Source organism: Halorubrum sp. ASP1 (genome assembly GCF_005435135.1).
Taxonomy (GTDB): domain Archaea; phylum Halobacteriota; class Halobacteria; order Halobacteriales; family Haloferacaceae; genus Halorubrum; species Halorubrum tropicale.
Window position 1 is genome coordinate 119350 of record NZ_SGUA01000007.1, and the last position, 19000, is coordinate 138349.

Below are 19000 nucleotides of genomic sequence, written 5' to 3' on the forward strand. Positions count from 1 at the left end.
TCTCAAAAACAAATTCGGGCCATCCTGCTGGCCACGCCCCACAGGTTAACTGTCAGGGAAGGGTTCGTGAGCAGCACCCATTCCGGAGTCAGATGGAGAGGAGTTCTCACCGGACTCGGATGGGTCGGAGTCGATGGAGGAGGAGGTCTCGTCTTGGGACTCGCGGCTGATCGTTCCGACTTCATCGATCTCGCCGGTAGCCTCGAGTGCTTCGAGAACGATGCGTTGGTAAGTTTCGAGCGACGAGTCGTACTCGTCGACAGCCATCTTGCTGTACTTGTAGGCGGCAATTGCTTCGCCTTCAGCGAGGTCGTCAGCAGTATCGAGGAACGAAGCGTGTTTTTCGAGCCTCTCTGCGGTCCGCTTGGCCGTCAGGTTGGTCCATTTCTGCCGGGCCTGCTGATCAATTTCTGTGATCTGCTCGGGGCGAATGGAGACGCTTACAGAGCCATCGTCGCGCTCGTACGTCCGTGGTTTCCCGACGACAGCGATCCGGGTTGGTGTCTCTGTATCTTGGAGCTTGGCTGCCGCCTCTGGCTGATACTGACCGGCGTAGACGAAGAATGTGCCAGTTGAGTCGCTCACACGGCCACGCCAGTACTCGCTGTCGTCGCCCACGTCTTCTTTCTCCGTTAGAGTGCCAGTGATGAAGACGCGGTTTGCTTTTGCTCCTGTTGGTAGAAGCAGGTAGACAGGGGCCTGTTCGTCGTCGGATTCGGTAAAGGAGAACGATGCGTCGTTGAACTCCTGCGCGAACACTCGCGTCGCGACCTCTCGGTCAACGGTTGTTTGGGCACTCATTTAGATCGACCTCACTTTGTCTGCGACTGCGGTTGTATCAACTTCATGACTGGGGCCGTACTCGTCTACCAGAAGGTACTCGTTGTACCGTGGTCCCTCAATGTGGAGGTTCCTTCCGTGGACGAGTTCAAAGATTTCGTCCATAACAGCCCCAGTATCCATCTTTTCTTCCGCGATGGCGGTTGCTTCTTCGAGTGAGATGCCGGTGAGTTGTTCGGTCATCTCTTCGTTGAAGATGGCCTCCGTAGTTTCGAGACCGTTGTCGAAGACTGCCTTGATGCGAAGGTCGAATATGGGGTCGTCGACGGTGCCGTGTTCAGAACACCGGCCGCTGTCGATAACTCGTGTACAGTCGTCATGGGAACAACGCTTGATCAAGCCAGACGCAGACTGGATGTCAATCAGGACTCCGTCGAATTCTTCTGTATCATCTCCCACTTCGACGGATTCCTCGAGATGCGTGATCTCTGTCGTTCTGTTGAGTTTTATCGACACGTTCCCGTCGTACTCATCGGTGACGACATTTTCTAGAAGGTAACTCTCACCCTCTTCTAGCTCAGGGAGATCGGAGGTCTCGAAAGAGACGAACTTGTTTTCACCGGATTCGTCGCCCACGAGTCCGACTTGTGCGATGCTGTCGGAGTTGGGTGTCCAGAGATCGGTGACGGTCACTCGGATGTCCACCCACTGTCCGTCTTCGTCAGGTTCGTTTACGAGGACCTCATCATTACTGGAGAGTGCGTCTTCCGACTCAAGGCCGGCGTCTTCGATGTAGTTCGAACGCAAGGAACGAACCGCTTCTTCGACGGGGAGGGTATACTCGTCGACGAGTTCGCTAAGCTGTTCATCGACTTCTTCGACGTCGAGTTCTAGATGGTCTGAAAACTCCTCTACGAGTTCTTCAGCATGTTGTCTTGTCGCTGTCATGACTGGTTGCCTCCGGTTATCGGTCGGCTGGAGACACTGGGTCATATCTGCCCATATCGTATAAATACCGGGTGTGGAGTGGGTTGTAAGGGGCCTGATCGTCGCGAGTCGGTATCGTCGGGCGGGGGTTAGAGTTTTGTAGCACCCATCGGTCGTTTCGAGAGGCGTTTGCCTGCTTGAGAACCGGATTCGATATCTGCGACCCATTCAGTGACTGCTTGGACGTGGGCTGCGACGTCGGGGCTACTGCGGTTTGTCACTTCCATCCGCATTACCGCAGGCCGGGGTGCTGCGAATGTGGGGTGTTGTTCAGCGATGGAGTCGTAGTTTCGCTTGTCACTTTGGAAGATAGTCACGAGATCGACGGCGATCTCGAAATGCTTTCGCTGAGCAAGGTCACTGAGGTCAAGTTCAGATAGAGAGACGCTGGCAGCAGGATCTGGAGAGCTTACAGTTTGTTCTGTGGTGGTGTTCGTCGACTGCGTGGAGTCGCCTGTGTCTGATGAAGAGGGCGAACTGGAGTCAGTGAGAAGCACATCAGGGGACTCTCTGAGTCGGCCCATGACAGCTTGCTCTAGTTCAGAAACAAGCTCACTCCGGTTGTCGACATTTATCTGGGAAACAGTTGTATGGAGATCCTCAACCGAATTGAAAGGCCAATTGTCGTGAGACGAGCGGGCTTCAGCAAATTGTGCTTCGGCAGATGGCTGATCAGGATTGTCTACTGTGTCGCTACTCGCGTAAGTCGAATCGATATCGACGGCCGTAGCTGCGATACTCCGGGAAATGTTGTACGCTTGTAGTGGATTGAGAGTTTCTGCGTCAGAGCTATCTGGCATTTTCGTACCAGAGATATATGAGAGAGTGACCTAAACTTTCTGGGCAACTACTCGGAGATTCTGCTTTCCTCACCGGGGCCGTGGATCAGAATCTTCTCGTCAGGGGTGGTTAGTACGGTATCGGCAGGAGTGGCTTCATCGGCGGCGTAGTCTTCCTCAGCGATGTCTCCATCAGCTGTGGAACGAGAAGTAGCCTCTTCACTCATCGTCTTGGGAGGGTGCCGGCAGGTGGGTGGCAGACGGGATGTCGGGCTCGTCGCTCACTCCGTTCGCGCCAGCCTGAGGTCCCGGGCTGTGGTTCGCAGATTGCTTTCGGCGGTAATTAAGCGGAGTGTACAGCTCGAACGTAGTAGCGCCACGAACCTCGAGGCCGTCAGAGAAGATAGTACTGGCGTCAAGCCTGTACACAGCTTCACTATCGGCTAACGATCCGTCGTCGTCTCTGTCAGGATCGATTGCTTTCGGAACGGTGATCGTCTTCCCCGTAGAAGAGGTGCGGCCTTCTACGATGCTCGGGTTGTGCATAACACCAGAGATCCCCCGGATAACCAGAACACGCTCATCGGAGGGGAGGTCGTCGAGGTCGACCGGCTGTGCTGGGGAATCTGAGAGATTGTCAGGTTCTTCTGCTTGCTTTTGCGAGCCAGAGCTCATGGTTCAGCCATTCATCCAAAATAAAGGCTGCCTGAAGGATTAAGCCTCGCGAGGGGGTGGAAGCCGCGCCGTGGGAGCAGGAAGTCCTGAGGCTTGACTCCGAGGAGACTTACTGAGGAGTATACCGGCTGGGGGTCGGAGTGATCTGTTTGCCCGGCTCAGACATGAGTTTCTGAAGGGTATCTGTGCGTGTGGAGATGCGAATGTGGACTGGGCGATTGTCGTAACCGGCGACTGTTCGGGCGTCAGTGAGGAGTTCGGCGAGATTGCCCGGTGTCAGGAAGACGGCAAAGTTGACCTCGTCGAACACGATCCCATTGCGATAGAGTGTCGGATCGGCTTGCGGGGGAACTGTGGGTGAGTAGTCGGCCTCAGTGATGTACTTCCGGACATCATGCGGCATCTCATGAGGCATCGGTTGCTCGATGACCTCTCGCCCTCGGATGTGCTCGTCAAGCATCGACTGGAGTTCCTCTCGTGAGGCGTCATCAGAGACAAACTCTGGGACAGCTGTGACCTGATCAAGTGGGGGGTGTCGGACACTGAAGACTGTCGGAAGGCCGTCTCCGTACTTCAAGTACCGAGAGCCGTTCAGAAAGAGGTTCAGTAGGAAAGAAGGCGGAGCTGTGAACAGTGCCGGCCGGGTGTCGCTGTCGTGGTATTCTCGAACCCACTCAAGGAAGTCTTCATCATCACTGTGGGGAGGCTGATCGGGGAAGTTCCGCTGGAGAGTCAATTCAGCGAGAGATTGCCGTGCCTCGATTGCGTCCATAGAGACTGTTGAAGCACATCACTCAAAAAACACCACCCTGAAAAGCTCGTAGCCACGCTGCGTGGCTGGTCCACCTCACCGTGTTCCGGTGGCAAGTCGGTATCTACTGAGTCTCCCGAGCAGTTTTTGTCGGGGAGCTACGACTCAAAGCCGTGATACTCAGCGACATTCAGATCCTCCAGAGATTAGAGGAAGGTGAACTTCAGATTGAGCCAATAGAAGACTTGTCGATGCAGGTCCAGCCTGCGAGTGTAGACCTACGCCTTGGTGATAGATTCCTTGTGTTTGATCGCACGAACATTTCGTGTATTCACCCGGGCGATGAGACAGAAATCAATGAGTACGTGTCTGAAGTGACCGTGCCGGAAGGCGGAGAGTTTGTGCTGCATCCCGGAGATTTCGCACTCGCAACGACCGAAGAGACAGTGACTATTCCAGACGATATCGTGGGCCATGTTGAGGGCCGGTCATCATTAGGGCGCTTGGCGATAATCGTCCACGCGACGGCAGGCTTGGCCGATCCGGGGTATTCGGGGGAAATTACGCTTGAGCTTTCTAATTTGGGAGCAGCGCCTGTGGCTTTGACACCGGGGATGAGGATCTCCCAGATGACGTTTACCGAAATGAAATCTGCGGCCGATCGTCCTTATGGGGAAGATCGGGGGTCGAAATACCAAAACCAAACGGGGCCAGCAGCGTCCAAGATAGGCGAAGATCCAGAGTACAAGTAGCGACGGTACCGTCGTGGCGGCAAAGCTTGACGCGCTGGAGCAGATTGAGCGTTAGCGCTCCCGCTGTTCATTGCGCGCTCTCTGCCACCAGCGATAGGGCTGAATGCGGAGGGCGCGCTCCGACAACGGTCACGCAAATTGCGTGTATAGAAATTCTACGCACTGAACGGTGCGTCTACTATATCTAGGGCGGTTGAGTCGCCTACTGGCGAAACCGCGCTAAGCCTCTGAGTGGGAGGGGTGCTACTTGTACGCTGACAGATGTAGCTGAGTGATTCAGGTCAAAAGTCATTGTAGAATCTGTTCAAAGGCACAGATGGGTTCGAGAGATTGGGATCGAATAGGATTCTAACAATCTACAGATGGCTTCCAACTTGGAACACCTAGTTGGTTTCAACCAGACAGCTCAGGTGATTTTGGTTTGCGACTAGTGTTGGTTCTGGCCTAGTGCCTCGTTGATTCTGGCATACTGAGTTCAAATGGTTTCTGACCAGTGACCGCCTGTAGATTCTGGTTGGAGGAATTGAGATGGGGATTTCGACCAAAATGGTCACTTGCGTCTTTTTTGTCAGTTGCCAATAGAGGCTTTCAGGAATAGGTTGGTGGTGAGTTACGGAGTGTGTTCAACGGCCGACGTAGTGCTTTCTTGATTAGCGATCTTCCATGATGTGGACTGTGACGTAGTAGACGGTGGTGCCGTTGACTTCCTCTGTGTCGGTTATCCCTACAGATCGTGGACTACGAAGCCGGTCGTCTTGTTCACAGACGTGTTTAGCGGCTAGTTCCTCGATGTACTCTTCTTTAGTCTGAATTTTCGGATCGAAGTTTTCAGATTCCTCTTCATCGAGACTAACACTAACTTCCATCGTAGCCGTTACGGCCTCGGTTCGGATCGTCGCTGTCATGACTGTTGTATGATTATCGAGTTGGTTGTTTCTTACTAATGAGCGGAGAACAGCGAGTCCCGCGTTTCAGATTCCCATTCTTGTTCTAAGTTGTCTAACATCGTAGAGAGTTCATCTGCCCGTGCCTTTTTCTGCTCTAATTCGGCTCGGGCACCCTCAAGTTCATCTTTGAGCTGATCGACTGGGAGATGTTCATAGTCTTCGTGGGGGTCCGGTGTTGGGCCTCCGTACTTCCTACTGAAACCGAATTTAGAGCGGACAGTGGCTTCGATCTGCCGGATTTTGGCAGAGAGTCCGCTGTCAGAGCCACATTGCGTCTTGATTTTTCGGTGTTCATCTAACAGTTCAACGTATTCGGGCGAGGGATTGTGTTCCGGGATGTCGTGTAACTTTTCGATGAGCGGTGAAATTTCGACACCGGCGTCCGAAAGCGCGTCTATTGCTTGATCGGCCACGAAGATCTGGATGTTATTAGCCGAGATCGGCCGCGCATTCTCGTGGTGAGGGGTAGCCATGAGGTCGAGGTACCAAGAGATGATGGACTCAACTACTGTGTCTTCATTCGGACTGCTAAAGCTCGTTCCGGCGCAGGTTCGAGCCTTACTAAAACTAGTGTCGTGACGGATCTTGGCAGTTGCGTCCAGCCACTTGGCGTCAGTCGTCAAGTCAGTGTAGCGGTGGAGAGAGAGATGGTAGAAGGCGTATGGTTCATCTTCTGCTTCTCGCCGTTCACGCCAGTTGTCGAGCTCTTGGGCTTTACACTGAGTGACTTGATTAGGACTGTACTCACTACCGACAGAAGGCTTCTCAAACTCCATCTCGGAACCCACTTTGTCTTTTGAGCCCACATGGTTTGGTCGGGTCGAGGCGCTTACATCTGTATCGTCGGGTTGAGACGACTTGGTCTCAGGGTTGGTGAGAGTCACTTGAGCAGCAGTGGCTTGTCCGTCGTGGTCGCCGTGAGAATTACTGAGGGGGTTCATATTTTGTGATTAAGTAGCGTCTTCCACACGAAACAGGGGGGTTCGGGGAAACGGATCTTCTGGGCAGAAGCGACTAGATACTTGGCTTGGGCACTAGTGGGTGCCGGCAGAGACAGTCAGGCCGACTGCGGTGAAGTTGTCCTGCTCACCATCGGCGTACTCGACGTTGATCGTATTCTTATCGCCCCATTCTGTCTCGAACGAGATGACATTAGTGACGGTCTTGGTCGTTCCTTCGGTTGGGTAGTGGAGGACGATTTCGAAGGGGAGAGCCACAGGTTCACCAGTTGGGGTGTGATGAGACTGCATGTAGTCAATCGCGAATCCAAAAGCGTCTTCGAGGCCATCGAAGAAGTGTGTGTGAGCTTCTTCAGAGTCGTGAGGGTGCTGTACTGCGTGAGACTTGTCTGTCATCGATTCCATTTCGGTCCCATCTACTGAGTAAACGAGGACTTCTGCTAAGGGGTCGTTGTCGTGTTCCCAGCCGTAATGGACGTTGGTATAGCCGTTTCCAGATAGTTGTTCAGATGGCTTTTCGGTCCATTGCTGGAGGAAGCCATCTGACTCGTTTGAAATCGAGGTCCAAATGAACTGTTCGAGAGATCGGAGTGCGACTGCCTCGAGGATGGAATGCTCTCGCGAAGAGTTGCGCTGGTTGCGGTATGCGTCGAATTCTTCGGCGCAGAGAGAATCGAGCTCTCTGAGATCGGTGAGAACCGAAAGTGCGTCATGGGGCTCACTGTCCATCGAAACGAGATTTTCGTTCCGGTGAGCAATCTCGTGAGCGACAGCTGCGAGCGAGTCGCCGTTCGCATTGCGATACTCGAACGATTCGTGGAGGACTGACTGAAGATAGGGCGGTATCATCGGATAAGTCACCCATTGACCAGAACAAATAGAGCGGTCTAACTTAGTGGGCTGGCTTGGGTATCGGCCGCCCCGTACGAAATGTTAGAGAATGGAACGCTGCCAAGAGAAGACGTTGTCGAGCGATTGACTGAGATCGCGTCGGGCTGGCTGTCGAATTGCCGAACAGAGAGTGTGTAGTACTGTATTTCAGCTTCACGACTGGGGCGCTGGCTGTATGGGCTGTTATTGGAGTTTAGACGGAGGGAGGCGCCGAGAACTTTCTCGTTTTGGAGCTTGTCGTGAAGCCAATCACCATACCGGTGTTCGTAGTCTGCGTCTGAGAGGTCAATGGTTGCGACGCCGTGCGCGAACGGAAGATCGATCTCGCCGGTTAGTGGGGACAAGTCGTCGAGGGTGAAGAGCTTTGGAACTTTCTTCAGAGAAGTTGACTTGATCTTGTAGCGCGTGTCTTCAGTGGATTCGAAGACGTGAGAAGAACCTACTTGATGAGAGTGCTCTGTAAGCTCGACGTCGAGAAGTTTAGAGATGTGAGGTAGAAGACGGCGAAGGCCATCACCGACGTGTTCGTTGTCATCTGGAAGCGAGATGTCGTTGACACTCTGCATGTTTGGTTCGTACGACTTGCTTTCCAGAGCGGACTCAGACAGTGGGGAAGTCGCGTTTTGGATTAAGTATGCGTGCTGGGAGCCGTCGCGAGCTTCGACGAGCGAGTAGTGAGCCGAGAGGGGGGTGACTCGGGTGTGGGAAGGCGTGATGTGGCCACTTCCTTGAGTGAGTCGATACGCAGCTTGGAGGATGTCGTCGTTGACGACGGCATAGCCACCGTAGGCGATGCTTTGAGCGACGATGACCGGAGTAAATGAGTGAGAGAGATCGTCTTCGAATTCGGCGTATGTCGTAGGGAGATCCGGGCGAGAGACGCGAAGTGGGTCGAACGGAGAGTTGGTTCGTGCCTTAGTGACTTCTGTGGGGTTGGGGAGGAAACTGATACGGTCGAATCGGACTGAGTAGTCACTCGTGGGGTGGACGTGGGTAGCCCCGTTGTTGGTGATTGGCGTTAGAACCGTGTACCCGTCTCGGTTAGTTGCGCGTGCCTTCCAGCTACACCAGTCGGGGAGTCCTTCGTTGGGAACGGTATCGCCGGGGTCGTATTGCGGGTTGGTTGTGGCAGACGATTCTGACTGGCTGCTGGATTCAGTATGCTCCGAGGATGACTCGGGAGACCCATTGGGCTGGTCTCTGAAGAAATCGCTGAGCGTGCTTGCGTGCTCGTCTGAGGACATGGGAGAGAACGGTTCGTCTATCTGACCGAGAAAAGGTCGGAGGGTGTATTCAGAGACCGTCCAGAGTCAGACTCCTTGAGGCTTGGGAGTTGTAGGTGGGAAGGCTGTGTTCCTGTTCTCTGCCATATGTTCGCGGAGGGCTTCGTCTCCGGGAGTTATTCGGAGTCTAGCTCTTGTTGTTTGGCGTCGATTTCGGCTGCGAGGAGGTCAACAGCAGCCTGCCGGTAGCCGTTGGGGAGTTCGGTTGGGGAGTCGGCGTCGTGGATGGTGTGTCGGAGTACGTCTGTTGGGGAGATTCGTTCGTCAGCATAGACGCCAGCGTTGTGGCTCAGCGTTGCCTCGCCGTCGCTGATGACGGTGATACTCGTGATTACACATTCTGCAACAGAACGCGGACTTGAGCCGTCTCGATTGGCGTTGTTGCGTGCGACCTCGGCGACGAATGTATCGAACTCTTCGTCTGAAGTGATTTCGTTCATTGGAGTGGGTACTCAGTCGCGTTTCTCGACGGCGTCGATGGTGTAGAACTCCCGGTAAGTGTCGCCATCCTTCTCGACATCGGCGTAGTAGGTCCGGTTGTCTGCCCAGCCGGTATTGATGATCTCTCCTGCGACCGGGTCCGGGTTGAGTTCTCCAGTGTGGGGATCAGAGTCCACGTCGGCGAGGTCGATCTCATCGGCGATCTCGGCCTTGATGGCGTTGAGGAGTATCTTGATGTGGCGCTCGATGTCGGCGTCGACGACTTCAGCTACGTATTCGTAGTGAAGGGTGAGGTCGAGGCCGGGCATTCCTCGTCCGTAGTCGCCGTGGATGGCGGTGGTGGACTCCGAATGGTGGATAAGATCGTAAACCAGTTCGTCTGTTTCGACGCGAGTTGTGGTGTCTGAGGACATTGTAGTGAGTGTGGTGCGTGAGGTAACTGGTACTCAAGAAGTCAACCATCGACTCAGAAAAACGGGAAGTGCGTCAAGCAGCAAAGGTGAAGGTGTCTTTGTCGCTCGTTAGATGGTTAGCAGCCATGTGTGCGAGCTGGGGATTCTCGGAGGGGGCGATTGTCTCTGTTTCGATACCACCGTGTTCGGTGAGGGTGAGCCGGAAGAGGTAGGCTTTGCTGGGTGAAGTCAATGTGGCGCGGAAAGTGGGAGGGTAGTCAGAGGGGGTGAAGACTCGGGTCTGATGTAGGCGGCTGGTGTCAGAGTCAGTGATGAGGGCGTGTTACGAGAAGTCGTTAAGGATGTTCTCGAGGTCGTCGAGAGCGTAGCTGGCAGCCTCGGGGTTGTCGCCACGGTTCTCGCGGATGGTTTCGACGCAACTGACGATCGCATCGAAGCCGTCTTGTGGAATTGTCACGGAGTCAGGCTGAACATCAAGAGAGAGGACGACCGGGTGGACATTAGGGGGCGTTTCATGCCCGTGGAGTGCAGCCTCGTTTTCGTGTGCGGACATGGCAATCTTTTGTAGGGTGGTGTCAGTGTAGCCTAGACGGCTGAGAACCACGTTGTAGAACTCATAGCTGTTTTCAACGATGAGCCGCTGCGGCGTAAGAGAGAGGATGCGGATGTGGCCCTCATTCGCGACCTCGACGGTGTCGTTGAGTTCTTCTGAGAGGATTTCAGTTTGAAATTCCGAAAGCATCTCATCGACAGTATTCATCAGTTCGGTCGGGACTTCATCAGGAGTAGCGTAAGAAACGATGTCGTCCCTGTTGGAACTGATCGCGTCAGCAATCGATTCTGTCGAGATGATATGGGATGTGGTCATATTGGTTACTCCGACTTGGAAGTGGGGAGGGGGAGGTCCAGCTCATCTTCGTGGAAGCCGAAGAGGATCATTTCGGAGCCGTCGTCGGGGTTGGTCCCAGCGAGGGCGTAGTCGAATTCAGATCCTCCGACTTCCTCATGAATAGCGACACTCTCACTAACACTAACAGAGTCGTCTGAAAGCTCGTATTCGACTGACGCAGAGACGGTATCAGGCATAGTTCGCCCATTACCCGAGAAAAATGTGGTGACCAGCCTCTTTCCCGTGTGGCTGGCAGGGATTTCGCTATAAGATAGACGGGGACTCGTTGATGACGTAACCTGCGAACGTATTATCGCTGAAGGAGGAGCCAAAGCGGGTACTGCTATCGCTTCGGGCAAGTACAAACGGGACCGCACCAGAGAAGTCGATCGCAAGGACTGGAGTCTCTTGGCCGTCTATTGAGACGGTGAGCAGTTCAGAAAAATCAAAACGACCGTATGACTTCGGGGTGATACCGAATTCTGTGAGTTCGGAAGCCGTCGGATCAATAGCGGCTGGAGCGACGTCTTCATCTGTACTAGTAGGCAGTTTGATGGTCGTCATGGTATCGTCTTCAAGCGGATGTGCGGACTGATAGATGCGGAGAAAGTGACCGTTAAGATGGATGGCCACATTCGCGACCGACTGAGAATCTAAGCTGACGAGGTACTGACTGCCGTCTTCGGGAGTGATGCCAATACGCGATGAGCTGGACAGGGTATGTTGTTGGTGAGACATGGCTAGCCTGAGAGTGTGGCCACACCGTTCACTTTGTTCTCTGGAGAGAGACAATCACCCTCTGGTGCTGGTGCGTCACGAAGCATATCTTCGACAGTAGGGATCGAGTCTGCGGGGATGCCAAGGAAGTGGAAGCCGATAAAGAGTGTAGCGATGGCGGGTTTGTTATCCTCGTCAAACAGCACTTTTGCTCTGATGGTGAGCCGCTCGTCGGTGAAATTCTTCCGTATCTGGCTAGTATCGTTTCGCCACCGCTGATAAGCACTACAGATCGGGCGAAGTAACTCTTGTAGGTCGGTTGGGAGTGTGGTGTCTGCCGGGTCGATCATAAGAGAGAGACCACCACTAGGGTGGGCTAACGGTCCTCCACATCGTTGTGCTACCGACTGAACAAAGTCAGGGTAGTGATCTCGGTCCAGATTGCTGATCGAAAAAGCCGGTGGAAGCGGGGTGTTGTCGTGGAGGAGTTTTCTTACGGACTTGACGACGCTGTCTGACCCATCGTGAGTGATCTGAAAGCCAGTACTAGTGTAGTGGGAGCTAACGTACGAGTGAGACACAGTTAGGCGGTGAGGATGTCGTTGAAAGTCACTTGGACGCTCTCCGCTGGGACGTACGTGTATTCGAGCAGTATCTGCTGGAGGAACTGCGAGTTGGTGAACGTTTGGTATCGAGGGCCAGAGTCAGTATGCATCGTATAGTACGTCTTGGTGTCGACTCGGAGAGAACCATGCTCGTTCTCGTACGGCTCGGAGAGAACTTCTTTGGCTTCGGTAACGGGGTCAGTGGGGTGGTAAATGAGAACTCCCGGCTTGAGCTGGCTCTTGTCTAAGGTTGGGAACGGGGTGAGTGAAACACGGAATCGCGAGCAGTTGTCTTGAAGCAGATAGTCGGAGTCAAGGCCGCTAACGGCTGGGAGGTCGCGGATGTGGCTATGTAACTTTGGTATCGATTTAAATTCCGACCTCTGTGCGGGTAAGCCGTTCTCTACTGATTGGTGCGCAGATTGAGACATGGTTCACCCTTTTTAAGGAATAAATCGGGAGGGTGTTGATGTTGGCGACGCTAGTCAGAAGATGCGGGATCGCTGATCGGAGAGAGGCCTTGAGAGAGGTCTGTGTACGAAATCTCGTCTGGCGTTGCAACGTACCGGGCAGCACCAACAGGGTGGCGACATTTGGTGTGGCTTACGCTCCGGATGTCGAGACGCTCGTCTGGTGCGATATGTTCAGCAATTTTAGAAAGAAACTTTTCGGTCACCGGACCTGTATCACGGTCAGGGCCTCCAGTTTCGGAGATTGGAAAGACTCGAAAGGTGTCTTCTCCGAAGATCGCGAGTGTGGGCCCGTCACCGTTTTGGCTATCTCTGATTCGAGTGTTCAGGTGGCCGAAGTGGTGCTCTTCGAGAATCGACTCGACTGCGCTTTTGTCAGTGATCGGCGCCTCGTTTGAGGAAGTGACTGCTTGCTGAGTTGCCATGTGTGTGGTGTTGAGGTATTGTGTGCGGGTGTTACGCCGGCAGGGAGCTGTCTAGTTTCACTCGGTAGTCGGTGTCTTCGCGGTCGAAAAATAGGACTTCGCCGACAGTCGATGTTTCTTCGCTTCCGGGTTCGACCAAGATCGCTTCGTACTTCCGGTCGGACGACCCGAGAACGTCCCACTTGCTACCGTTGGGGCTGATGATCTTTGCGGCACTGTCGTACAGTACGTAGGTCCCTTCTTGGGGATTGAGGGCGGTTTCATCGTCGGTGACCGCGTCTCGGATTGTCTGCGTAACGCGCTCTGAATCTGTCCCTTCTACGCGGATAATGTCGGGGCTACAGAGATCGTAGTCTGCCGGGTACGCTAGGACCTCGTCGACGTCGTCGATCTGCTCTAGTTCGGCCTTAATTTCGGAGATGGGCTTGCTCATTTGAGGTGGCTTGGTGGTCGTTGTGGTTCGATGAATGTTGCTTGGATCGCTTTGTGCGTCTTAGTCGGTCTGTGGTTGCGGGAGAGTCAGCAGCCATTCCTGCTGATAAACGCGGCGTGCGCTTCTCTGACGCCTTCTGTGTGCGCGCCTCTTCAGGGCACGTCGGCAGCGCGCTTCTTCGGCGCTCTGCTCCAGCGCCAGCCTGACGGCGCGCTTCGTCGGCGCTCGCTGCCGGCGCCGCTCTGCCGTGCGCCACAGCTGGGTGCGCTCAGGACGGTCACGGGGGAGGCGTGTAGAGAAACTTATCGGCGGCTACCAGCCAGCCGTCCCCTTCTGTTGGCCGTCCGCAGGACGTTGAGGATTCTCATCAACGTCGACGCGGTCTTTGTAAAAGGTCTTGGAGAGTCCAGTTAGAGGGGACTCGTCGATTCTATATTCAGTTATCTTGCTTTTGTCCAAAGTCCAGCGTTTTTCAGTTAGAGCAACATTTGATTCTCTCCAAAGTCCAGCGTTTTCCGATTAGAGTCAGACATAATCCCTTCCAAAGTCCAGCGTCTTCCGATCAGAGTCAGACATAATTCCTTCCAAAGTCCAGCGTCTTCTGATCAGAGTCCATCCCATCTTTCAGTCATCAGGAACGGTTTCCGGGTTGGGTCTGGTAAAAGCAGCTTTGGGTTGTGTCAATGGATGCGTTTTCTGATCATAGTATACGAGCTTTGAGGTAGCGTCTGCTAGTGGGATATTCGGTTAACGGCCGTATGTGGGTCTCTAATACAAAGGGCGAGAGTGGTTGGTGGAGAGAGCGGTCCGCGATCTGCCAAAAGGGGGGCGACAGACGGGCAGTCACAAACGAGCTGCCAGCAAAAAGGGGGCGTTAGTATATCGCGTTCTCGATGAACCACTCACCTTCCCACCGGGCGAGAAGGAACTGGGTCTCTTGGAACTTCTGCATGACACCAGTGTCAGCCGAGACAGTAGCGACGACAGTGGCCATGTCCCCATCAACTTCTTCGACATGGAGCTCTTCAATCTCGGCGTCTGTAGCCCTTTCTGCCATCTCCTGAACGTAGGACTCAGACACGCGCTGGGCCTGAATTCCAATTACAAGTTCCTCTGCTTCGTGGAAGTTGCCTTCGGTCAGTGCGGTGAGGTACTTCCTGACAACAGCGTCAGGAGAAGCCGGAGGATCGGGCTCGGGATCGGGGGCTTTCTCCGCTGAATCAGCCGGCTGTTCCGACGTGGACGCCTCATCAGTTGACGTACCTGCGGCTGACGAACAGCCAGCTAAAACGGTTGTAGAGACCACCGCTGCGGCGGCAAGGAGATTGCGGCGCGTACTTTTCTTTGAGTCACGATTCGAGTTGCCGGTGTTGGGTTGAGTCCACATCAGCACCCATTGTTGAGTGTGAAAAATGCTGGTGTTGTAGCAGTGCTGTCTCGCTGATGGGAATGAACCTAGTGGCTGTATTCAACTAGGATTGTTCAGAGTGTGTGTTTTCACACTCTTCGCAGAGATCGTCTTGGGAGTCTGGGTCAATCGGTTGGAGTCCGCACTCTGAGCATGGGGGCGCGATACCGGCGAGCTCTCCCGGTGTCGCATGTTTTGGGTCACCGACGTTGGGGGCCTCTTCTCGGTGGAGATGCTGCCACGTCACTGGTATTCCTCCACGTAGAAGCGATCCATTGGGAGTGGGCCGTTGTACTGGCTGTGGGCACCGCGATGGCTGTTGGACATGCTTCTGCGTAGTTGAGGCTTAGTCGAGGTGGGCGATACAGACGGCCTTCGCATAATTCTCTCCGACGTCGAATATTCGGATCTTCACATAATCGCCCTTGCTGAGCGTATTGTCGTCGTCGTCGATGAAAATGTAGATATTGTTGAGATTGGTGATTGCTTGGCGGCCGTTGTTCTCGGCAGCACTGTCTGTGACAACGGCTTCGTGGGTCTCGCCAATGGAAAAAGTGCTTCGAGCGTCCTTTGCTTTTGCCTGCTGGTGGGCGACTTCGTCTTCATCAGATTCGTACTTGCGAGAGGTAGAAGACATCACGAATCCACACCCACAAATGCGGGAAGCTACATACCTACTGACGGCGTTGGCGGGGACCGCGCCCGCCTACGGCAGGCACGGTGGACCGACCGCTCGCAGCGCGAGCGCAGCGCTCCGTCGCGCGATGAGGAACAATGGGTGACGCGACAGAAAGACGACGCGAAGATAGCGGAAGCGAAAGCCCGGTGGGTCGTGACCCGCCCGGAACGTGGAGGAGGGTGGGAGGAGGTGCCCAAGGGCGGTTGAGACATGGCATAAAAAAAGGACAGCTCCGGCCAGCCGTCCAACCGGAGCTGAGAGAAATAGATTAGAGAGACCGCGAAGTGAGGAGATAGCAGAGTTGGGGGAGATAGGACCGCAATATGCCGGGGTGGAATCGAACGCACCTGCTCCGCCTAGGCAAAAGGCGGCGTGTTGCCAGTTACACTACCGGCATGCTCGAGAGAGTAGAGAAGAGACTGGGAGAGTTAGGCGAAGGAGGAGGGAGCGTCAGAGGGGACAGAAGACGACAACACACAATGACAGGGGAACACGCTTAGGAGAGGGCGTGGGCGTCAGGCAGCCGCTTCAGGCACCTCTTCAGAGTCGCCAGCGGTCGCGCCCTCATCGTCGCGGTGGAACTCGTCGAGCGATTCGAGGACCTCAACCGCACCAGCTCGGAAGTCGGTGTCGGTGTAGTCCTCGTCGAACTTGTACTGCTCTTCGGCGCGCTCGACGAGGGCGTCGAGGCTGGCGCCGCCACCGTCGGCACGCTCGATGGTGGCCATGGCGTTCTTGAGGAGGATCTCGTCGCGACGATCGGCGTCGATGGTCTGGAACCACTCGGGGGAAAGCGAGACGTTGCGCTCCTCGATGGGTTCGTCCTCGGGGTAGAGGTCCATCTTGCCGCACACGGCCACGAACTGAGGCGCTTCGGCCTCACGGAGGAAGGCCTGTGCCTCTTCAGAGTAGCGACCAGCGTAGGCGTACACGGTTCCGGACTCGGCAGAGATGGTGGCCTTGAGGTAGGCGCCATCAGAGTCCTCGTTGCTCACGTCCTCGACGTTGGTGAGGGTTCCGGCAGTGAACACGCGGTTGGCACCTGCCCCGGTGGGAAGAAGCTGGTAGGACGGCGCTCGCTCGGCCTCCGAGGTCTTGAACTGGTCCTTGGCCTGATTGATCTCCTGAACAGTCGCACGGATAGCCGGCTCGCGGTTGTAGTTGTTCTGGCTCTGCTCGTCGTTGGACTGCTGGCTTGCGCTCATTGTTGAAGTAAGTCTTCCGGGTACTGCGTTTACGACACGAGGGCACCGGACAGCCACTCGTCCCGTTGATTGCCACGCGATTACGTCTCTCGCCGATGACGACTTCAGTTCGAATGTCGCCTCACCCCTCTGGGGTCAAAAATGCGGTCTGCGCTCGGCCCGCCAACCGCCACGTCTGTCTCACTCTGGAGTGACGCTACAAGCGCTCCTGATCAGGGAGCGTGTGGCGGCTGGCCGAACTGGGAATCAGGCGTTCGAGCGAGCCTTGACGAGGGCGGCGTCGATGTCATCAGCCGAGATGCCACTGCTGATGTCGAACGAGTCTGCGGAGATGGTAGAGGAGCCACCGTTTTCGTACTCGGGGCCAGTGACCGTGACCTGCTCTGCGAGGAGTTCGTCTTCCATCTCCTGAGCGACGACACTCGTGTCGAGCGCGTCTTTAGCCATCTCCTCTGCGTCGGAGAGGGAGATGCCCGTGAGCTCTTCAGTAGCCTCCTTGTCGAACACGACCGTCGGGGTGTCGAGACCATCGTCGACGGTAGCCTTGATCCGCATGTCGAACTCACCATCGACCTCGCCGTGCTCCGAGCAGCGCCCGTTGTTCAGGACGCGCGTACAGTCCTCTTCGGGGCAGCGCTTGATGAGGCCAGACCCGGACTCGATGTTGACGACAGTCCCGGTGTGGGTCGTGCCACTCTCGGGGACCTCGATCTCCATGTCGGGGTGGTGCTCGACTTCGGTGGGCGTCGTGAGCTTGACCGAGGTGGAGTCCTCGTACTCGTCAGAGACCACGGTGTCGAGCGAGTAGCACTCACCCTCTTCGAGAGTCGGAATGCCATCGGTGCCGTCGAACCAGACGAACTTCCGAGTGTCCGTCTCATCACCGATGAGGCCCACCTGAGCCATCGCGTCACTGCGAGGCTCCCACAGATCGACGACCTTCACTTCGAGGTTGTACCAGTTTTCGTCGCCCTCGACGTTTTCGAGGTCGGTGACCTCGTCGTTGCCCCAGACGCCGAGGTCATCGCGAACCGAAGTGACCGCCTCTTCGAGGGGGACGCGGTACTCCTCGTGCATTTCGGCGAGCTTTCCTGCGATCTCTTCAACGCTGTACTCGTCGGTATCCTCTGCGATCGTGACTGCCTCGGACTGAATGTCACTCATTGTTGGACTAAATCTCCCGGACTGAACCTCATACACGACGTGAGTGGGCCGGGACACCACTCACACCGCTGGTTGGTCACCTATACTGCTCTCGCCGACGACGACTTCAGTTCGAACGTCGCCTCACCCCTTAGGAAGAAAAAATGCGGTCTGCGCGCCGGCTCAACAGTCGATCTGGAACGTCACGCAGCCAGAACGCTGTCGAGCTGGGACACTACCGCACTATCTCTTCTGTGTCAGGACATCGCACCTATTCGTAGCCCAAAAATGCGGTTCAGCGCTCGGCGTGACTGACCTTGCTGGGCTGGTTGCCGGCAGGCCTGAACCGTCATCTGGACCTGACTGTGGTGGATGAGGTACCCATCTTGGGTTACAAATGCGGTTGCGGTGACCCCTACTACTCAGCTCGGGGAAGGCCGCGTTCGGACTCTGGTTCAACGTGGTAGGTCGCATCAGCAGGAATGAGAATATCGGAGAAGTGGAAGGTGGGGAAATTGCTCTGGACGAGTGAAGCCATTTCGTCCGCGGTCGTCTTGGCAACAATCGTCGTACGCTGATTGAACAGGTGTAGCGTTGCGTCTCCCGGATTATCCGCAAGGTCGATATCGATCAGGATCAGGTCATCGCGGCCGTGGTAGAAGACATCTCCGGGAGCAATGACACCGAGGCCGTCAACAGAGATTTGAGGAGAGTCCTCAAACTCTGGGACGGGGCCGTCGGTCACTTCATCGCGAACGGCAGCTTCGTTTGGAATGTGTGGTCCGGGTGGATTCATGGGGTATCAGTAGTCGGTGTGCTGGGTACAGTTTGCGTCGCCACAGAACGGACACGTGGGGCGCGCACTGAGTTCATCGTTAGCGAACTGTCCGGGCCTCTCCGCTGCACGTTGAGCGTATTCAACCGCTTCGGCTTCAGCGGTGAGGCTCTCGAACGCAACAGCCTCTTCGCGCTGCTCGAACGGGTTTTCTTCATTCGGTGCATCTGCTATCGGGGTCGGATTTCGGTTCATAGTGCTTTCCGCCACGCCCCCTCGGACCGGGCTGTGCCCGGTTTGGAACGTAGCTCACCTATTCTAGTATATAAATGCGGAGACGTCGTACTGTGAAAGAGGTATGGCGAAAGCCCGGCGGGTCGTGACCCGCCCGGAACGTGGAGGAGGGTGGGAGGAGGTGCCCGAGGGCGGTTGAGATATGGCATAAAAAAAGGCCCGACGGCCGTGGGGGGAACGGCCGCCGGGCAAGAGAAAGATGATCGGGATGGGCTCTGGAGAAGCCGTCCGATCAGGCGAGTTGAGGGGGTGACGGAGTGGATGTGCTGGAGTGAGAAGCCGGAGAGAGGACACGAGAT

Annotated in this window: 24 protein-coding genes and 1 tRNA gene; 2 read left to right on the forward strand and 23 right to left on the reverse strand. The window is 55.4% G+C overall.

The annotated features are described in order from the left end of the window. Positions 1-45: 45 nt before the first annotated feature. From EXE48_RS12010 to EXE48_RS12030, 5 genes are all read right to left on the reverse strand, one after another. Positions 46-801, reverse strand: a complete 756-nt coding sequence (locus EXE48_RS12010) for an RPA family protein (RefSeq protein WP_137711572.1) — start codon at positions 799-801, stop codon at positions 46-48. Continuing rightward, positions 802-1728, reverse strand: coding sequence for a replication factor A (locus EXE48_RS12015; protein ID WP_137711573.1), 927 nt, complete (start codon positions 1726-1728; stop codon positions 802-804). Between the two features lie 128 nt (positions 1729-1856). Next, the gene (locus EXE48_RS12020; RefSeq protein ID WP_137711574.1) at positions 1857-2567 is read right to left on the reverse strand and encodes a hypothetical protein; all 711 of its coding nucleotides are present in this window, start codon (positions 2565-2567) and stop codon (positions 1857-1859) included. A gap of 198 nt (positions 2568-2765) precedes the next feature. Next, a complete protein-coding gene (locus EXE48_RS12025) occupies positions 2766-3221 on the reverse strand; it encodes a hypothetical protein (protein WP_137711575.1) in 456 nt (151 codons plus the stop codon). A 109-nt stretch (positions 3222-3330) separates the two neighbouring features. Further along, positions 3331-3993 (reverse strand): hypothetical protein, encoded by a 663-nt coding sequence (locus EXE48_RS12030; protein ID WP_137711576.1) that lies wholly within the window; start codon positions 3991-3993, stop codon positions 3331-3333. Positions 3994-4145: 152 nt separating this feature from the next. On the opposite strand from EXE48_RS12030, the gene dcd reads away from it, so the two are divergent. Beyond that, a complete protein-coding gene (gene dcd / locus EXE48_RS12035) occupies positions 4146-4724 on the forward strand; it encodes a dCTP deaminase (RefSeq protein ID WP_137711577.1) in 579 nt (192 codons plus the stop codon). Between the two features lie 650 nt (positions 4725-5374). Here the strand turns inward: dcd and EXE48_RS12040 are convergent. The 11 genes from EXE48_RS12040 to EXE48_RS19275 all read right to left on the reverse strand — a co-directional run bounded on the left by EXE48_RS12040 (position 5375) and on the right by EXE48_RS19275 (position 11979). Further along, positions 5375-5629 (reverse strand): hypothetical protein, encoded by a 255-nt coding sequence (locus EXE48_RS12040; RefSeq protein WP_137711578.1) that lies wholly within the window; start codon positions 5627-5629, stop codon positions 5375-5377. Positions 5630-5664: 35 nt separating this feature from the next. Next, positions 5665-6612, reverse strand: coding sequence for a hypothetical protein (locus EXE48_RS12045; RefSeq protein WP_137711579.1), 948 nt, complete (start codon positions 6610-6612; stop codon positions 5665-5667). Between the two features lie 93 nt (positions 6613-6705). Beyond that, positions 6706-7479 carry a hypothetical protein gene (locus EXE48_RS12050; protein ID WP_137711580.1) on the reverse strand — a complete coding sequence of 258 codons (774 nt, stop codon included), beginning with the start codon at positions 7477-7479 and terminating at the stop codon, positions 6706-6708. 38 nt (positions 7480-7517) lie between these two features. Continuing rightward, positions 7518-8765, reverse strand: coding sequence for a hypothetical protein (locus tag EXE48_RS12055; RefSeq protein WP_137711581.1), 1248 nt, complete (start codon positions 8763-8765; stop codon positions 7518-7520). A 155-nt stretch (positions 8766-8920) separates the two neighbouring features. Next, the gene (locus EXE48_RS12060) at positions 8921-9244 is read right to left on the reverse strand and encodes a hypothetical protein (RefSeq protein ID WP_137711582.1); all 324 of its coding nucleotides are present in this window, start codon (positions 9242-9244) and stop codon (positions 8921-8923) included. A gap of 12 nt (positions 9245-9256) precedes the next feature. Continuing rightward, a complete protein-coding gene (locus tag EXE48_RS12065; protein ID WP_137711583.1) occupies positions 9257-9658 on the reverse strand; it encodes a hypothetical protein in 402 nt (133 codons plus the stop codon). A gap of 322 nt (positions 9659-9980) precedes the next feature. After that, positions 9981-10526: a hypothetical protein gene (locus tag EXE48_RS12070; RefSeq protein ID WP_137711584.1), complete on the reverse strand. Its 546-nt coding sequence runs from the start codon at positions 10524-10526 to the stop codon at positions 9981-9983. Between the two features lie 5 nt (positions 10527-10531). Further along, positions 10532-10744 (reverse strand): hypothetical protein, encoded by a 213-nt coding sequence (locus EXE48_RS12075; RefSeq protein ID WP_137711585.1) that lies wholly within the window; start codon positions 10742-10744, stop codon positions 10532-10534. A gap of 67 nt (positions 10745-10811) precedes the next feature. Beyond that, positions 10812-11285 (reverse strand): hypothetical protein, encoded by a 474-nt coding sequence (locus EXE48_RS12080; RefSeq protein ID WP_137711586.1) that lies wholly within the window; start codon positions 11283-11285, stop codon positions 10812-10814. Positions 11286-11287: 2 nt separating this feature from the next. Beyond that, positions 11288-11614 (reverse strand): hypothetical protein, encoded by a 327-nt coding sequence (locus EXE48_RS12085; protein WP_137711587.1) that lies wholly within the window; start codon positions 11612-11614, stop codon positions 11288-11290. Positions 11615-11847: 233 nt separating this feature from the next. Beyond that, positions 11848-11979, reverse strand: coding sequence for a hypothetical protein (locus EXE48_RS19275; RefSeq protein WP_274595441.1), 132 nt, complete (start codon positions 11977-11979; stop codon positions 11848-11850). A gap of 359 nt (positions 11980-12338) precedes the next feature. Between EXE48_RS19275 and EXE48_RS12090 the strand changes: the two genes are divergently transcribed. Then, complete coding sequence (locus tag EXE48_RS12090; RefSeq protein ID WP_137711588.1) at positions 12339-12737, forward strand: hypothetical protein; 399 nt, start codon at positions 12339-12341, stop codon at positions 12735-12737. 58 nt (positions 12738-12795) lie between these two features. Here EXE48_RS12090 and EXE48_RS12095 read toward each other — a convergent pair whose 3' ends face one another. From EXE48_RS12095 to EXE48_RS12120, 7 genes are all read right to left on the reverse strand, one after another. Beyond that, entirely contained in the window at positions 12796-13197 is a 402-nt protein-coding gene (locus EXE48_RS12095) for a hypothetical protein (protein WP_137711589.1), read from the reverse strand. 874 nt (positions 13198-14071) lie between these two features. Next, positions 14072-14584: a hypothetical protein gene (locus EXE48_RS12100; protein WP_137711590.1), complete on the reverse strand. Its 513-nt coding sequence runs from the start codon at positions 14582-14584 to the stop codon at positions 14072-14074. Between the two features lie 367 nt (positions 14585-14951). Next, positions 14952-15242 carry a TRAM domain-containing protein gene (locus tag EXE48_RS19360; RefSeq protein WP_137711591.1) on the reverse strand — a complete coding sequence of 97 codons (291 nt, stop codon included), beginning with the start codon at positions 15240-15242 and terminating at the stop codon, positions 14952-14954. Between the two features lie 364 nt (positions 15243-15606). Then, positions 15607-15681, reverse strand: a tRNA-OTHER gene (locus EXE48_RS18435). Between the two features lie 118 nt (positions 15682-15799). After that, on the reverse strand, positions 15800-16489 hold the full coding sequence (locus tag EXE48_RS12110) for a DNA-binding protein (protein ID WP_137711592.1): 690 nt from the start codon (positions 16487-16489) through the stop codon (positions 15800-15802). Between the two features lie 246 nt (positions 16490-16735). Then, complete coding sequence (locus EXE48_RS12115; protein ID WP_137711593.1) at positions 16736-17653, reverse strand: replication factor A; 918 nt, start codon at positions 17651-17653, stop codon at positions 16736-16738. A gap of 397 nt (positions 17654-18050) precedes the next feature. Continuing rightward, positions 18051-18428: a hypothetical protein gene (locus tag EXE48_RS12120; protein ID WP_137711594.1), complete on the reverse strand. Its 378-nt coding sequence runs from the start codon at positions 18426-18428 to the stop codon at positions 18051-18053. Between the last annotated feature and the right edge of the window lie 572 nt (positions 18429-19000).

Bases quoted from the DNA above. Each gene is read 5' to 3' on its own strand.
- EXE48_RS12010 (WP_137711572.1), bottom strand. From the start codon at position 801: ATGAGTGCCCAAACAACCGTTGACCGAGAGGTCGCGACGCGAGTGTTC.
- EXE48_RS12015 (WP_137711573.1), bottom strand. From the start codon at position 1,728: ATGACAGCGACAAGACAACATGCTGAAGAACTCGTAGAGGAGTTTTCA.
- EXE48_RS12020 (WP_137711574.1), bottom strand. From the start codon at position 2,567: ATGCCAGATAGCTCTGACGCAGAAACTCTCAATCCACTACAAGCGTAC.
- EXE48_RS12025 (WP_137711575.1), bottom strand. From the start codon at position 3,221: ATGAGCTCTGGCTCGCAAAAGCAAGCAGAAGAACCTGACAATCTCTCA.
- EXE48_RS12030 (WP_137711576.1), bottom strand. From the start codon at position 3,993: ATGGACGCAATCGAGGCACGGCAATCTCTCGCTGAATTGACTCTCCAG.
- EXE48_RS12040 (WP_137711578.1), bottom strand. From the start codon at position 5,629: ATGACAGCGACGATCCGAACCGAGGCCGTAACGGCTACGATGGAAGTT.
- EXE48_RS12045 (WP_137711579.1), bottom strand. From the start codon at position 6,612: ATGAACCCCCTCAGTAATTCTCACGGCGACCACGACGGACAAGCCACT.
- EXE48_RS12050 (WP_137711580.1), bottom strand. From the start codon at position 7,479: ATGATACCGCCCTATCTTCAGTCAGTCCTCCACGAATCGTTCGAGTAT.
- EXE48_RS12055 (WP_137711581.1), bottom strand. From the start codon at position 8,765: ATGTCCTCAGACGAGCACGCAAGCACGCTCAGCGATTTCTTCAGAGAC.
- EXE48_RS12060 (WP_137711582.1), bottom strand. From the start codon at position 9,244: ATGAACGAAATCACTTCAGACGAAGAGTTCGATACATTCGTCGCCGAG.
- EXE48_RS12065 (WP_137711583.1), bottom strand. From the start codon at position 9,658: ATGTCCTCAGACACCACAACTCGCGTCGAAACAGACGAACTGGTTTAC.
- EXE48_RS12070 (WP_137711584.1), bottom strand. From the start codon at position 10,526: ATGACCACATCCCATATCATCTCGACAGAATCGATTGCTGACGCGATC.
- EXE48_RS12075 (WP_137711585.1), bottom strand. From the start codon at position 10,744: ATGCCTGATACCGTCTCTGCGTCAGTCGAATACGAGCTTTCAGACGAC.
- EXE48_RS12080 (WP_137711586.1), bottom strand. From the start codon at position 11,285: ATGTCTCACCAACAACATACCCTGTCCAGCTCATCGCGTATTGGCATC.
- EXE48_RS12085 (WP_137711587.1), bottom strand. From the start codon at position 11,614: ATGATCGACCCGGCAGACACCACACTCCCAACCGACCTACAAGAGTTA.
- EXE48_RS19275 (WP_274595441.1), bottom strand. From the start codon at position 11,979: ATGCATACTGACTCTGGCCCTCGATACCAAACGTTCACCAACTCGCAG.
- EXE48_RS12090 (WP_137711588.1), top strand. From the start codon at position 12,339: ATGTTGGCGACGCTAGTCAGAAGATGCGGGATCGCTGATCGGAGAGAG.
- EXE48_RS12095 (WP_137711589.1), bottom strand. From the start codon at position 13,197: ATGAGCAAGCCCATCTCCGAAATTAAGGCCGAACTAGAGCAGATCGAC.
- EXE48_RS12100 (WP_137711590.1), bottom strand. From the start codon at position 14,584: ATGTGGACTCAACCCAACACCGGCAACTCGAATCGTGACTCAAAGAAA.
- EXE48_RS19360 (WP_137711591.1), bottom strand. From the start codon at position 15,242: ATGTCTTCTACCTCTCGCAAGTACGAATCTGATGAAGACGAAGTCGCC.
- EXE48_RS12110 (WP_137711592.1), bottom strand. From the start codon at position 16,489: ATGAGCGCAAGCCAGCAGTCCAACGACGAGCAGAGCCAGAACAACTAC.
- EXE48_RS12115 (WP_137711593.1), bottom strand. From the start codon at position 17,653: ATGAGTGACATTCAGTCCGAGGCAGTCACGATCGCAGAGGATACCGAC.
- EXE48_RS12120 (WP_137711594.1), bottom strand. From the start codon at position 18,428: ATGAATCCACCCGGACCACACATTCCAAACGAAGCTGCCGTTCGCGAT.